Source organism: Bacteroides mucinivorans (genome assembly GCF_034654355.2).
Classification (GTDB): Bacteria; Bacteroidota; Bacteroidia; order Bacteroidales; family Bacteroidaceae; genus Bacteroides; species Bacteroides nordii.
Genome location: NZ_CP178179.1, coordinates 1,146,358 through 1,161,570 on the forward strand (window position 1 = coordinate 1,146,358; position 15,213 = coordinate 1,161,570).

At 39.6% G+C, this 15,213-nt stretch carries 8 protein-coding genes; 5 read left to right on the forward strand and 3 right to left on the reverse strand.

Annotated elements, in window-relative coordinates; genetic code table 11:
* Window positions 1-2: 2 nt before the first annotated feature.
* From VCM39_RS03940 to VCM39_RS03950, 3 genes are all read right to left on the reverse strand, one after another.
* The gene (locus VCM39_RS03940; RefSeq protein WP_322933783.1) at window positions 3-575 is read right to left on the reverse strand and encodes a hypothetical protein; all 573 of its coding nucleotides are present in this window, start codon (window positions 573-575) and stop codon (window positions 3-5) included.
* Between the two features lie 78 nt (window positions 576-653).
* Entirely contained in the window at window positions 654-926 is a 273-nt protein-coding gene (gene tnpB / locus VCM39_RS03945) for an IS66 family insertion sequence element accessory protein TnpB (RefSeq protein ID WP_413544826.1), read from the reverse strand.
* A 70-nt stretch (window positions 927-996) separates the two neighbouring features.
* The gene (locus VCM39_RS03950) at window positions 997-1,500 is read right to left on the reverse strand and encodes a hypothetical protein (protein WP_322933785.1); all 504 of its coding nucleotides are present in this window, start codon (window positions 1,498-1,500) and stop codon (window positions 997-999) included.
* A 268-nt stretch (window positions 1,501-1,768) separates the two neighbouring features.
* Between VCM39_RS03950 and VCM39_RS03955 the strand changes: the two genes are divergently transcribed.
* The 5 genes from VCM39_RS03955 (at window position 1,769) to VCM39_RS03975 (ending at window position 15,025) form a co-directional block, all read left to right on the forward strand.
* Complete coding sequence (locus VCM39_RS03955) at window positions 1,769-3,481, forward strand: ISL3 family transposase (protein ID WP_322934259.1); 1,713 nt, start codon at window positions 1,769-1,771, stop codon at window positions 3,479-3,481.
* Between the two features lie 496 nt (window positions 3,482-3,977).
* The gene (locus VCM39_RS03960) at window positions 3,978-7,442 is read left to right on the forward strand and encodes a SusC/RagA family TonB-linked outer membrane protein (protein WP_322934097.1); all 3,465 of its coding nucleotides are present in this window, start codon (window positions 3,978-3,980) and stop codon (window positions 7,440-7,442) included.
* Between the two features lie 38 nt (window positions 7,443-7,480).
* Complete coding sequence (locus tag VCM39_RS03965) at window positions 7,481-9,232, forward strand: SusD/RagB family nutrient-binding outer membrane lipoprotein (protein ID WP_322934098.1); 1,752 nt, start codon at window positions 7,481-7,483, stop codon at window positions 9,230-9,232.
* A gap of 18 nt (window positions 9,233-9,250) precedes the next feature.
* Entirely contained in the window at window positions 9,251-11,125 is a 1,875-nt protein-coding gene (locus VCM39_RS03970) for a hypothetical protein (protein WP_322934099.1), read from the forward strand.
* 96 nt (window positions 11,126-11,221) lie between these two features.
* On the forward strand, window positions 11,222-15,025 hold the full coding sequence (locus VCM39_RS03975; protein ID WP_322934100.1) for an endo-beta-N-acetylglucosaminidase: 3,804 nt from the start codon (window positions 11,222-11,224) through the stop codon (window positions 15,023-15,025).
* The last annotated feature ends 188 nt before the right edge of the window (window positions 15,026-15,213 follow it).

Here is a 15,213-nt window from a genome sequence, read left to right on the forward strand (position 1 = left end):
GGCTAGTCCAGCGATAAAAGAGGCGGTGTATTGCGAGTTGAGTAATGGCGTGGTGGAGCGACGCCCTTGAAGATTTTGTCGTCCTGCGCATATTTCTTCACTTTGTAGATTTTCTTGATGAAGCGCATCGGTTTCATCTCGTAACGCACCATATCCACTGCTCCGATATACTTGGCCAGCTCCGGGTTGAAGTCCGGATTGTCGGGCTCGACCTCGATAATTTCCACCTCACATTCGGGGTGTGTTTTCTTTTTCGCGCCGTTGTTTGTGCGTTTTCTTTCCGGTTTCTTTTCCGACTCTTTCGCTTCGGTCGTCGGCTTGACCTGTTTTTCCGATGGCGAACCTTGCAAACGCTGTATCGCCTGACGTGCAGCCTTTTTCTTGCTCACTTCCGCATTCTTACCTTTGATAACATCCTCCAGCGATGCTATCTGCTGGCGTAACTCGTCCACTGTCACCGTCAGCTTCTCATTAGCTAAAGTCAGTGAACTGATAGAAGCCAACGCCTCGTCCGGTTTCCCTTGCAGGAAGCCGACTTGGCGTTGTAATAATTCTATCAACTCGTCCTTTTTCATGGTGTAAAGTTACGGAAAATATCTGGCTCGTACAATTTTTACACCATTTATCTATCTGTATATTAAGATATTAGCTCTTTATTTTGTGGCCATTCTGAAGCGATTCTCGACCATGACTTTAACTGGCGTGAGCCCCCTCACGAGCATATAGAAATCATCCCATTGCAGCCGATGCACACTGTCATCGCCCTTTTTTAGCACCTCCTGGAAACGCCCTTGCGAAAGCGTCTTCGTATACATCAAAAAAACGTCGCCATCCCACTTCAGAGCCTTCATCGTCTTGCGATCCTTCGAGAAAAACACATAGACATCGCCCGAAGCCGGAGAATGTCCCTGCCAAGACCACACCATCTGTGTCAGACCGCGGATACCATACCGCATAGACACCGGCGACTGGCATACCCACAGTCGCAACCCCTAATCAAGACTCCACATGACTGCCCCCCTTTCCAATCCTTTGGACAAACTTTGCAACAACTGCTGGGTCTGTGTCTGCGGGGAAACTGACTACCACTTGGCCGTCAACTTTCACAGAGATCACGTTCGCACCTCCTGCAGGAAGAAATCCCGACTCCTCGAAAATCACATCCTCGAAAGGTATTTCCTGACCGTGAGGTGTACTCGTGCCTGGCGGGCCTTTAAAACCCGGAAGTCCTGCCACCTTGAGTTTGTTACGCCACTGGAAGCCAACCATCTGTTTGCTGGTAATACCGTGCTTCCGGTAATATGCCGTGAAGCTACCCGGTTGCCTGCCCGATGCACAGAGAGACTTAAAATCATAATATATACGTGAGCACAGCATTCCTATGTTGCAATAACCAGGAAGTGTCTTGATGGGTTGGAATTCATCCTTCAGAATCTGGCGCATCTGACTTTCCTTAACTCCATTCTTTCTACAATATGAGCTAAAAGAAGACGGTTGCATCCCTTGGGCGCACATCTCCTTGCATGAGATGAAAACCTGCCTGTATAGTTCTACTTTGTCCATATTTAAAATGGTTCTTCTTCAATTTAGTTGAACCGTGTTTGATAAGTCACTTTTGCAAAGTAGGCTCTATGGGATTCAAAATCATCAACGCTCATTCTTTTATCAGTTTAATGCTCTGTTCACTGATAATAACTGATCTCCTAAAAGAGTTAGGTTTTCCGGCATTTTTGTTATCTTTATATCGCCAAACACAAAGAATCAAGGAATGCCCGATAAACCTAACGGTAACAAAGTTACGATAAAAACCTCATTAAACAATGGCTTGTGTTCAACCCTATTCCATAAAAACAATAGTTTTTCTTTTATTTACGAATCATCCGACCTTTCCATTGAAGATGTAGGGTATGAAGGTAATACGATAGTTCTATATGCCAAAGGTTCAAAGCGGAGTGCGGTATGCCCTTATTGTGGGGGTGAAAGTCATCATGTTCATAGTCGATACACTAGAACAATAAATGATTTGTCCATACTTGGCAAGAAGGTTGTTTTGATCTTGGAATCGCGCAAGTTCTTCTGCAAAAATGCAGATTGCCCCCAAAAGACATTTGCCGAACAACCCGGCAATGAAGTCTTCCGCTACCGCAGGCGTACACGCCGATTAGAGTTAACTGTCATTCGTAATGGTCTTATGATGTCTTCCCGAACCATCAGTAAACTACTTTCGTATTGTGGCGTAGATCTAAGTTCATCAACAATACTGCGTTGCCTACATCAGCTCTGCCCTCCTGATAACAAAGAGATTGAACAAGTTGGAGTTGACGATTGGGCTTGGCGCAAAGGCGTGTCATATGGCAGCATCGTTATCGATTTATTAAATAAGTATCCGGTTGATTTGTTGGGTGACCGTGAAGCGAAAAGTTTCCTCGAATGGATGGAAGAACACCCATGTGTAAATGTCGTCAGCAGAGACAGGGCTACCGGTTATAGTTCGGCCATTGCGTCTACCGGACGGCATGTTGTGGAGGTTGCAGACAAATTCCATCTTATTAAAAACATACACGAATGTATGGACAAGCTCCTAAGCGGGCATTATGCAGCATACTGCAATAAAATCAGGGAGAAAGAATCCATGGACGATTGCCTTTTACAGCCAAAACAGACTGCCATGATCCATATACCTCCAAAGAAAGCGAAAGCAGACTCCCGCATGACAAAGTTTAAAGAGGTGAAAGAACTGCAGCTCAAGGGATTCAACCCCTTTGCCATTTCTAAAAAGTTGGGAATAGCCCGCCCGACTGCACTCAAATTCTGCAGAATGCAAGAACTTGCTCCGCGAAACAGCAAAGCCAGGACCGATTACCATTTGTATGACAAGCACATTGAAGACGGGGTTGTAAATGGAACACCCCTGAGTACCCTTTATGCCCAGATTTGCAACATGGGCTTCAAAGGAAGTCTGGCCCCATTCTATGCCCACTACAGATACTTGAGTGATGGACACAGGGGATTTAGATCCAAATATTTCAAACCCAACCGAAGAGTGAAACAGACCGACGAAAGGTCAAGGATATTACCTCTCAAGCGGATATCTATTATCACTGCCAAATCAATCTATCAAGGAAATATGAATAAGTCGGAAGAAGAACTGATTGAGACATTGTATCAATTCGATTGGTTTAGACAAATGCATGAAGCAGCCAAATCCTTTTATTGTATTATTACAGGCACAGAAACATATGAACTAATAAGATGGATGAAAAAATATTGGAATACAGAGATACAAACGCTTAAAACATTTATACTGGGAATAAGGAAAGATTATAAAGCCGTCAAAAATACAATCAAGTATAACATTACCAATGGGATTACCGAGGGCTTTGTTAACAAACTAAAGGCAGTGAAGCGAACTATGTATGGAAGGGCAGGATTAGAGTTGCTAAGAATTAAGATGGTGATGGAACATGTCTTTTTCAACTAAATTGAAGAAGAACCTTTAAAATTTACGGCAAAATTAGAACTTATACAGACAGGTTTCAAGATGCTATCGCGGACGGTTGTACTTTTTCTACTCACCTCTTTTTTTATTCTGCTAAATATACTTGAATTTGTTTCGTTCGATTATTCGCTCCTTGCGTACTATATTACGTTTTCTCTTGGTTGATACTATCTTTTGTATATTGATCTTACTTGCTAAGAGATTTATTCTACTTAGTTCACTACGTTTATTTTTTAATTATCAGATTTAGACACAAAAAAATATAATAAAATACTTTTCTTGTTTAGTATCATTTGTTTTTGGATTGTAATATTAATGTATGACCTTAAAATGAGAATTAAAATTAATATATATTGTTTTATATTGAATAATGAAGAACATGAATGAAAAAAGTTAATGGAAGAAAATTTGTATTTGGTACAAAATGTACATCTACGATTAAGGTAATAAGTATTTTGTTAACGTTAAAAAATGCCCAATGAAAAAAAATCTAAAGTACAAGATTGAACTCTTGTTGTTTTCCCTATTTCTTTTTGTTCCATTCTTTACGTATGCTACAGCACAAAATGATGTAACAATAAGTTTGGATTTTACGAATGTTCCTTTAAGTAAAGTATTGAATGAGATCGGTCGTCAAACTTCACTACGTATTGTATACAATACTAAAGATGTGAACCCTGACCAAATCGTTTCAGTGAAAGTGAATTATCAGAAACTATCTTCTGTTATGGCGAATTTACTGGAAAACACTAATGCGACATTTACGGTAAAGAATGATTATCTGGTACTTTATTCTTCTAAAGGTGCTAATGCTGTAAAGGAAGTAGCTCAACAGAATAAGCGTATTATTAAAGGTTTGGTTTCTGATGAATTTGGAGAACCGCTAATTGGCGTGAGTGTATTAGTGAAAGGTACTACTACGGGAACGATCACTGATGTTGATGGAAATTACTCTATAGAGATTCCAGGTGACAATGCCGTACTTGAATTTAGTTATATAGGTTATCAAAAAACGCGATTATCAGTGGCTGGTACTACCTTATTTAATGTCGTTATGAAAGAAGATGCTCAGGTTTTAGGTGAGGTAGTTGTAACAGCTATGGGCATTGAACGCGAGGCTAAGTCATTGACGTATGCTACTCAAACAGTAAAAGCTGAGGAAGTGACACGTATTAAAGAACCGAATTTTATTAATTCTCTTCAAGGTAAAAGTGCTGGTTTATTGATTACCCCGAATAATTCAGGAGCTGGTGGGGGATCTACAAAGATTGTATTACGTGGTCAGACTTCTATTTTGGGTACCAATCAGCCATTGATTGTTTTGGATGGTGTGCCGATGTCTAATGGTATGAGTGAACAAGCTACAGAATTAATGTCGGGAGCTGCCAGAGATGGTGGTGATTTACTTTCTACCATTAATCCGGATGATATTGCTTCTATGACAATTTTAAAAGGTCCGAATGCGGCTGCTCTATACGGTAGTTCTGCCAATAACGGTGTGATAATAATTAATACCAAGGCAGGTGAGCAAGGTTCGGTAAAAGTAAATGTTTCAAGCTCTACTTCTGTAGAAACATTGTTCATGTATCCTAAAACCCAACAGGTTTATGGACTAACTCCGAATGCAACATTAGAAGCTTGGGGACCGAAGATCAATGATATGACAGCGGATGATATCGCTTCACAACCTTATTATACAGCTAATCCGCGTGATCCGGTGAAAGATTTTTTCGATGTGGGATTAACATTGAATAATGGCGTGGCATTGAGTGGTGGTACAGAATTGGCCCGAACTTATTTCTCTTATAATAATACGACGCAATTTGGCATGGTGCCTAATAATAAATTCAGTCGTCACAATTTTATGTTCAAAGAATCTTTTTCTCTCTTTAATAAAAAATTGGATATTAGTACTAGTTTGAATTATATTCATCAAAAAACGACTAACCGACCTGTGATTGGACGTGTATTAAGCCCATTACATGCACTTTATAGAATGCCGTCTAATGTAGATATGCGTTATTTCCGTAATCACTATCAGCATACAGGAACTACTGCTGATCAGATGGTATATGATACGGCGCGAGGTAATCCTAAATTGGCGGGACAACCCATTCAGACGTGGTATTGGTATGATCAGCATCTGAATAACCCTTATTGGTTAGCTAATATGATGAACGATGAGGCTTATAAAGATCGAATACTTGGGAATTTGACAGCTAGAGTAAAAATATGGAAAAATATTGATTATCAGGCGCGTGTCAATGTAGATATGACATTGAGTTCCGGGTTGAATACAGAATATGCTACGTCAATGCGTGAAGCGCAGGGAAAAGGTGGTAAGTATTGGACTTCAAGTGGTAAGTCTGTAGATATCTATAACGATCATATGGTGACTATGAGTGAGCGTTTTGACGATAAAATAGACTTGAATATAGCTTTGGGTGCCAGCCTTTCGCGCTCATACAGTCGTTCTCATAATATCACAACCGAAATAGATACGGCAGGTATCCCAAATGCATTTGTTCCACAGAACTCGGCCTACAAGCGTCCGGGTAATCCGAATGGTAGTGCTACACGAGCAGAAGATACATACGATTATTCCGATTGGTCGGCTGCTACTTTCGCTACGGCTTCAATAGGTTTTTGGGATAAAGTATATGTAGACGGAAGTTATCGTTTGGAATGGGCACAATCTTTTCAGCAGTTTGTAAAGCCTGCTTCCGGTTATACCTCATTTAATTATTATTCTGCTGGTCTTAATATTTTATTGGATAAAGTGCTTCCTTGGGATATGCCTGCTGTAAACCAGATGAAGTTGCGTGGAAGTTGGTCGGTTGTTGGTAACCCGATTCCGAATCAATTCTATGCTCGTCAGCAATACAACTTCAGTGATGGTAGCATATCTGCCCGTCCGCCTACATTCGATGATCCTAAACCCGAAACAACCACTGCTTATGAAACGGGATTAGAAGTTTGGATGTTTGATAATAAGTTCAATTTTGATATTACTTATTATAATGCTACGCTTAAGAACCAATTTATGAAGGTTACGACAAGTACCGGGGAAGAGAAACCTGTGAATACCGGTAAAATCAGAAATTATGGTGTTGAGTTTTCGGCTAATTATCGCTGGGCTATTACTCCTGATTTCCGTTGGACAACCGGCTTTAATATAGCCTATAACAATAATAAAATACTTGAAACGTACAAAACAGCGTCAGGAGCTCCTTATACAGTTCAGATAGGTCCTGCCGGTTTCAAAATTAAATATGTAGAAGGCGGTTCATTTGGTGATATTTATGTAAATAGTTTTGAGAGAAATGATGATGGAAGTATCGTGGTGAATAATGCCGGTGACTACGAAAATGCTGTGCCTGCTATGGCTTCCGGTAAATATGAAACATTTGTGGGGAATGCGACTGCCCCGGTTAATCTGGGTTGGAATAACACATTTGCCTGGAAAAATCTGACTTTTTACTTTCTTATCGATGGCAAAATTGGAGGTAAGGTAATGTCTTTAACCGAGCCGGATAGAGATTATTATGGTCTGTCTGAGAGAACGGCTAACGACCGCTTGTTTGGAGAACGTGTCGTACAGAATGGGAAAGAATATATTTTGAAAGTATTACCTGATGGGCAGAAAGTTTCGGTAGAGAAGTATTATCGTACGGTAGGTTCTAATCCGATGGAAGATTATATCTATGATGCTACTAATTTTCGGTTGCGTGATTTGTCATTGGGCTATACTTTCCAGAATGTGTTTGGAAAAGGACGTCACTTGACAGCTTCTTTTACAGTAAAGAATGTTTGTTTCTTGTACAAAAATGCACCTGTTGATCCTGATATTTCAGTTTCTGCCGCTAACGGTATGTCTGGAATTGATTCCTATTCTTTGCCTACGGTTCGTTCTTACGGCTTGAATTTGAAGTTAGATTTTTAATACTTTCATAACGCAAGAATTAATTAAAAATAGAAGATATGAAAAGAAGATATAAAATATTAATGCTTGGCTACTATTCTTTGGGGCTTTTTATAGTTATTGGGCTGACTGGTTGTGGTGATAAATACCTTGATCCATATCCTTGGATTGTAGGTAGTCAAGAAGAAGTGAATGATTCTGAAGGAGAAGATGGATTGGGAGCTACGGATATTTCAGTCTTGGAAGCGGAATTAAAAGGTGCGATTCCTGAGATGATTATTTATTTATCCAAAGGTCATGAGTATCAGTACCAACGTTCTAACTCCATTGATAATTATGCAGGATATTGGACAACCAGTCAGAATAACTTTACATTCGGTGGTCCGTTGCCTACATTGTATACTTATCCGAATAACTATTTGGGTGGTCCGCGTAGTAATGCTGTGTTTATACAGGCAAAGAACGCAATTTTCCATGCAGAGGAATTGGGTAAACCCGAATGGCGTGCGGTGGCATTGATTATTCAGGCTTATGTAGGTCATGAAGTGACTGATTTTTATGGATGTATCCCTTTCAATGATTGGAGAAATGTGAAACGTACTCCTCCTTTGGTTTACGAAAAAGGAGCTGATATTTATAAACAGATTTTTGCAGATTTGGATGAGGCTATTCAGATATTGAAAGATAGGCAACCATCTGCAGTGGAATGGAGTAAAATTGAAGATTCAAAAAGTACTTTGAGTAGAGGTGATTGGAAACGCTGGGTGAAGTTTGCTAATTCCATCAAGTTACGTATGGCAATGAATATCGTGAAGTACGATGCTGCTAAAGCGCAATTGTATGCCGAAGCTGCTGTTAATGATGAAATTGGTGTTTTGACGGAAAAGGATGCCTACGATATCGGTTATTATTATGAGGATACAGCTGAAGATCATCCTTTGTATACTATTAGCAAAAGTTGGATGGATATTCGTTTAGGAGCCTCTCTGGAGAACATACTGAAGCGTTATGAAAACCCATTATTAGGTATTTGGTTTGATAAGAATGTTGCACCAATTAACACGAATACCGGAAATTTTTCAGGCATTGGAGAAAATCAGGATTATATAGGTATACGTCAGGGAGTGGCTATGATTAATAAGAGCAATGAACAGACTGGTTACGGCCCATTTTCTGCTTCTTCCAATTATCTTCGGACACTGCCCAAAGCCTACTTTAAGCGCGTAGAAGCTTTATTTCTGAGAGCGGAAGGTGCTTTGAGAGGATGGAACATGGGTGGTACTGCAAAAGAATTCTATGAAAAAGGTATTCGCTTGGCTTTTACCGAAAATAATTATAATGATGAGGCTTTTATTACCGAATACTTGAATAAAGAAACTGTCAAAGTGGTGGATTACCAAGATCCGTACTCTCCGGGTAACAGTATAAAGGGACGCGTAACGGCCAGCGTAAAGTGGAATGAAGGCGATACAGACGAACTAAAGTTGGAAAAAATTATTACGCAGAAATACATTGCTAATTTCCCGATGGGAGCTGAAGCGTGGACAAACTTTAGACGTACGGGATATCCGCGTCTTTTCCCTGTTAAATTGAATAATATGAAAGATGTGGATTCCGAATTACAGATTCGCCGTATTCCTTTAGTGGAAGATGAAAATAATAAACAAGAGTTTCAGGAAAGTATGATTCCGGCTTTGGGAGGTCCAAATACCGGAGGTACACGTGTATTCTGGGATACGGAGACAGAACTTCGAGGAGAGATCATTGAAGATGGTAGTCAGTGGCAAGTAGTGATTCCTGTTAATTTCTAATTCTAAAAAAAATAAGTGATGAAAAAATATAGAAATATATTCTTTTTAAGTGTTTTCTTTTTCTCACTTCTCTTCATAGTGGGATGCAAAGAAGATAATACTTTAGATGGGGCTGAAGAAGTTTATATTGAGATCAGCCCAAAGGATGGGTATATCATGCTGGGAGATACAGTTTCTCTGAAAGCTGTAGTTAGTAATGTGAGTGGTGATGTGATTGATACGCCTGTAAAATGGTCCGTGGATGATGACCGGGTGTTGAAATTGGAAAATGGTAATATAACAGCAATAGAAGGGGCGCAGGGAAAAACTACCAATGTACGTGCTACCCTACAGAATGGGAAATATGCTATTTCAAAAATGACAGTGACCAATCATATTGTAGATGGTGTAGGAGCTTTGGTGGATACTTATTATTCTTATAATAATGATTTTGACACTATATGGTTTGTAGTCAACCCGAAGAATTTGTTGCTTGATTATGAACCTATAGTGGAGAATTCGAATAAAGAATTGGTAGTACCGAAGGCTACTGCTTTGAAAGTAAACAAAGAAGCTGGTATGGTGGGATATGCCTTCTCTTCTGCACGAGAGGCCGGGGCAGCTACTATTACTTTGTCTATCGGTCCATCTGGTAATGAGAAGAAAGCGTCAACGGAAGTAGTGTTGTGTCCGGTCGTAGAGGCTTCGTTTTCATCCGATTTTAGCTATCCTACTTATGAATACTATACAACGATGGATCTTAATGTAGAAGATACGGTTTGGTTATATACACGAGTAACTCCTGCTCAAAATACTGATTTGGAAAATGCCCGGAAATTCTATAAATGGTCTGCTATGGGAAATGCCGCGCAGTTGGTTAAGAGTGATGTAGAAATTGTGGAGTTTAGAGGACATGATGCTTATATTGCACTTCGTTCTGCCGCTTTTGAAGGGACCTCTCAGTTTAAATTTACTTGTTACGGCTCAGAAGCGACAGTCACTATTGATGTACAGGATTACAAACGTCGTTATCCGGTAGACAAGTTGTATACGGATAAAGAAAGTTATTCTGTGCCAATGGAAGCAACAATTTTGGTTATCCCATCGGTTGAACCTCTATCTTCTTATGCTTATCACCAGCCACATTTTACGGTTGAAGACGAAACACTTGCTGAACTTTTGGGATATGACGGAGGTGCAATGCGTGTAAGGGGATTGAAAGAAGGAAATACAAATCTTATTATTACCTCAAATGATAAAACGATAAGAGTACCCTTAGAAATAACTGAAAAAGTGAATAAGATTATATGGGAATCGGGTAATCCGCTGACTATGTTTGTGGGAACATCTGTGAAATGGAAAGTAAAAGTTGAAACTGTATCCGGGCGCATTTATCCGGTAAGTTGGACTTCACTGAATAATGATATTGCAGTGGCAGTACCTAATGAAGACGATTCATCTATAGCTACTATTACTGCATCTAATGCAGGTCAGGCATATTTCAAGGCGGAAGCTGGTGGTAAAATTACAACTAATAGTCCTATCAAAGTACTTCCAATACCGAAAGAGGATATTGTTTTGACAGATAAGAATACAATTAGCGATGGCAATGCAGCCTATGAAGATTTCGTCGACAATGAATCTGTATTGTCGGTAATACTTACCTCACAGGATTCTGAATATGGTGTGTTTCGTATTTATATTCATGGTTTTGTATCAGGTTCCGATCCAACGGGTACTTATGATGCGACTACTTCTGCGATGACATTGGATGTTGGTGGAGCTAAAGCTGAAATTGTATCAGGAACTGTCTCTGTAGCTTATGATAACGATGGAACATCTATTATCAATGTAAATGTGATAGTTAAGGTAGGCGATAAGAGATTTACTTTGAAAGCATCTATAGGATCATAAAAAATACGTTATCCGGAAAGTATTTCTTTAAAGGATGATTTTCCGGATAACCTTTTTATGTAGATTGTATATTTATTAATTTTAAATTTTAAGACAATGAAAAAAAAGTATCTTATTTTTTCAGGATTGACTTTCTTAGCATTAACGGTGAATGCTCAGGAATTGCAAGAAGGTTACATCGACTGGGGAAAGACGAGTGAAAATTTCAGCACCGTTCTATCCAATTGGTCAAAAGGGAGTAAGGTGACGGAAGACGACAACTTCTTCATTTCCCGTGTAAAGCCTAAACAGCACTTTCGTAATGCGGCTACGCAGGTAAATCAGCAGTTAGATGCAAAAAATGATAAAAAATTAGTGTATTGGGTGCCCATTAATACACCGCCTAACAATGCATTGCCTAACGGTGTATTTGATAGTGAAGTGTTTCCAATGTGGTCGTATGTCACCCACTATGGTAATTGGTCTGCTCCGTTTGTGCGTATGCCGGGTAATTTTGCCGATGTAGCTCATAAGAATGGTGTTGGTGTTTCTGTTGTGGCCGGAGTACCTTATGGAGGCTTAAGTACCGGTTGGGGAAATGAATTGACAGCTCTTACCGAGATCGGTGCGGAAAAGATGGCCGATTTTATGGAATATTATGGTGTAGACGGGTTAGGATACAACTCGGAATTCTCTACAAGAAATTCTGCTCTTCTTGAAAATCTACGGACATTTCACAGTGAACTTTATAAATTGGAGAAAACGTCCGGTAAGAATCCATTGTTTGAAAATTTCTGGTATGATGGAACAAATGATAATGGAGGCATCACTTTTGACCAAGGTTTAGGAAGCCATAATGAGCAAACTTTCGGGGATAGTGATAATCCCAGAACTTCTTTGTTTTTCAATTACAATTGGAACAATGTATCCAGAATGGAAACCTCTATAGCTAATGCAGAAAAGATGGGACGTGATCCGTTGGATTTGTATTGTGGTTTTAATATGCAGGGAGCAGAACCAAAGTCTGGAACTCGTTGGCCACTTTTGGAAGGAAGAAATCTTTCTATTGGTCTCTGGGGAGCGCATAGCGAAAATATGCCTTTTGAATCACGTGGTGAGTTAGGTGCTTTGCCCGAAGTAAAACAGCGTACTTACATGTTACGCGTAGAGCGTTGGTTCAGTAGTGGTTCACGTAATCCGGTGAATGATTTGCCTATTACCAGTGCAATGAATTACAATGCCTATAATTACAATTTTTTTGGTATGTCTAAATTTATGACTGCCAGAAGTTCTTTAAAATGGGATCTGTCTGAAGAGCCGTTTATAACTAACTTTAATTTAGGTAATGGTAAGTTCTTTAATTGGGCCGGTGAACGCCAATCAAACAGCGAATGGTATAATATTGGTATTCAGGACTATTTACCTACTTGGCGTTGGTGGTTTTCTAGTAAGTTTATAGGGCGTGATGTTAAAGATGTTCCTGCATCTGGTTTGGATGCTGAGTTTATCTGGGACGATGCTTGGATGGGTGGCTCTTTGTTACGCATATATGGTACACATGAAAATGAATATTTACACTTGTTTAAGACGGAATTTGGTTTAGCAGCGGGTGACATAATTACAGTCCGTTATAAAGTGATGGGTGGTAGTGCCGACATGACATTAGCTCTCTCTGCCAGAGGTAACGAAAATACAGTATTAGGCGAGAATAATTTGAAAGTAATCGAAAGTGCTTCGATTGAGGTTGGTGAGTGGATAGAAAAAACATTTAGAATTTCCGGAGCCTTGAATGTACTCAATGGTAAAGATTTAGCTATGGTAGCTTTGCACTTTAAAAATGCAAAAGACCTCAACCTATATTTAGGCGAGTTTTCTATTGTTCGTGGTACTGCAACTTCTACTGTTCCGGAAAAACCTGTTATAACTACTACAAAAGTTTTGGTTTCTAACCATAATGGTGTAGACGGAAAGATTATTTTCGAGATGCCTAATGATAAGGGTGATAACATCTGTTATAATTTGGATGTAAAGACTTCGATGTTTAAGCTTTATGCACAGCAGGAAGGAAAAGAGCCAGTTCAGATGAGTGCTACTACTTCATGGGCCGGTATGTATTTTGCTGTTCCGATTGATTATGAAGTATCTGAAGCGAAGGTTCGCTTTGGTGTATCGGCAGTTTCATTGGATATGAAATCTGAATCGGAAATAGCATGGGGTGATTATCTCTCTACTGGTGAATATATAATAAACGATGATATTCAGATAACGAAGACAACAATCAAACCGGGTGAGGATTTTGAAGTTTTCTATGTAGATCCTAAACATGAAGTTGGTACTTGGGAAGTTTTGGATAGTAATGGAAACTCTGTTGTGAAGAAAGAAGGTGTAGCCTTATTCTCTGTTCCGGAAGGTTTGACTGAAATCGGCAACTATACGTTAGTGTTGACTGGTCCGGAAGCAGATGAAAATGGTGACCGTGTAGAAACTACCAGAAGATTCCCGGGTTACATTCAGATTACCAGCAAGAGCGTGGGAGCGTTACCTCAAATTTTGAGTTTAAAGGCCAATGATAAAGACGCTGATATTAGTGTGGGAGTAGCTGAACCGGTCAATATGACTTATACAGGTCGTGAAGCGGACGGTTCAAGTTCTCGAGGCTTGAGTACAGGAGAATTGGGATTTGGATTTAAAGTTGGTGAAATGGCATTGGAGGCTCACAAACCTTTTACTATTGCTTTTTGGGTAAAAGTTAACAACTTTAATGCTGAAACAAATAGCATGTTGCATATCCGTGACAAGAAGGAAGGTTGGCCGATGACAGACTGGGGATTCATGTGGGCTCACATAAAAAATGATGGTAGTATCAATAGAATGGCATTCCGAGGAAAAGGGATTGCTTCAGATAGTTACGAATTGCATTATAATTATGACAAGTCAAGATTAGAAGTAGGCCTTTGGACACATTTGACTTATGTTTTTGATTACGATGCTGCTAAAAATTTCAAATTTACGTTCTATATCAATGGTGAAAAACAAGAAGTTACTTCTTATGATGGAGCAGAAGATGGGTATAAAGTACATACAGGAGAACCCGAATGGTGGCCAAGAGGACAATATGGCTTGAGAGAAGCTCATGTGGTTGCTATAGGTACGGCTTCATCTGGTGTTGGCGGTCTTGACGGTGTTATAGATAATTTCCAATGCTGGAACAAAGCTTTGACTGCTGAAGAAGTTTTGACAACGATGGGAGATGTTGATGTAAATAATGTCCCAGAAAATATGGTTGGTTACTGGACGTATGAAAAAGACCCGAATGAAGAAGGTGGGTTTATGAATGAAGGAAGCAAAGAAGGTGTATTGGGTGGTCTTCATTCTTATACAGCCGGGACAGCTGAAGGTGAAGGTAATTTCCAATGGGAACATGCTTCTTACGCACCTGGATGTCCGTTTGTAGCTGGTACTTCTTATCCAGTGACTACATCTCCGAAGTGGACTATTGATAAGGGTAATATTACAAATGCAACAGGTTCTGACACAGGTGGTAGTGCTCAGGTTACGTTTGCTAAAAATGGTACTTACTCTGCTACTTTAACTCTTGAAAACGGTTGGGGTACTGATTCTAAGACATTTGATTTTATTACAGTAGGTGGTCCAGACGGTGTTGAAGAGGTCGATTTAGCGGCAGAATTAAGAGCATATCCGAATCCATTTATTGACCATGTAAATGTACGGTTTACTGTAGAAGGTGTATACACAGTGCGTATTTGTGATATGAACGGTATGGTTGTTTGTGAGAAAGCACAGCAGGTATCTGCAGGTGAGATGATCCGTATCAATGTTAATGTAGGTGGTGGAACTTATGTAGGACAAGTTCTAAAAGATGGTAAGTTAGTACGTGCTGTTAAATTACTGAAGAAGTAAATGTGTTAAATAGTTATATATCTTAAGCTTAAAGATAGTAATTATAACTTTAAAAAAAGACCGGCTCGGAATATTTAGGATGGGCCGGTCTTTTTATTGTTGTATGTTTGATATATTAACCGAGGATTTACATGATTATTTTTTGTCTGAATTTAGACTATTCTGCTAACGGATACAAACTTTGCATT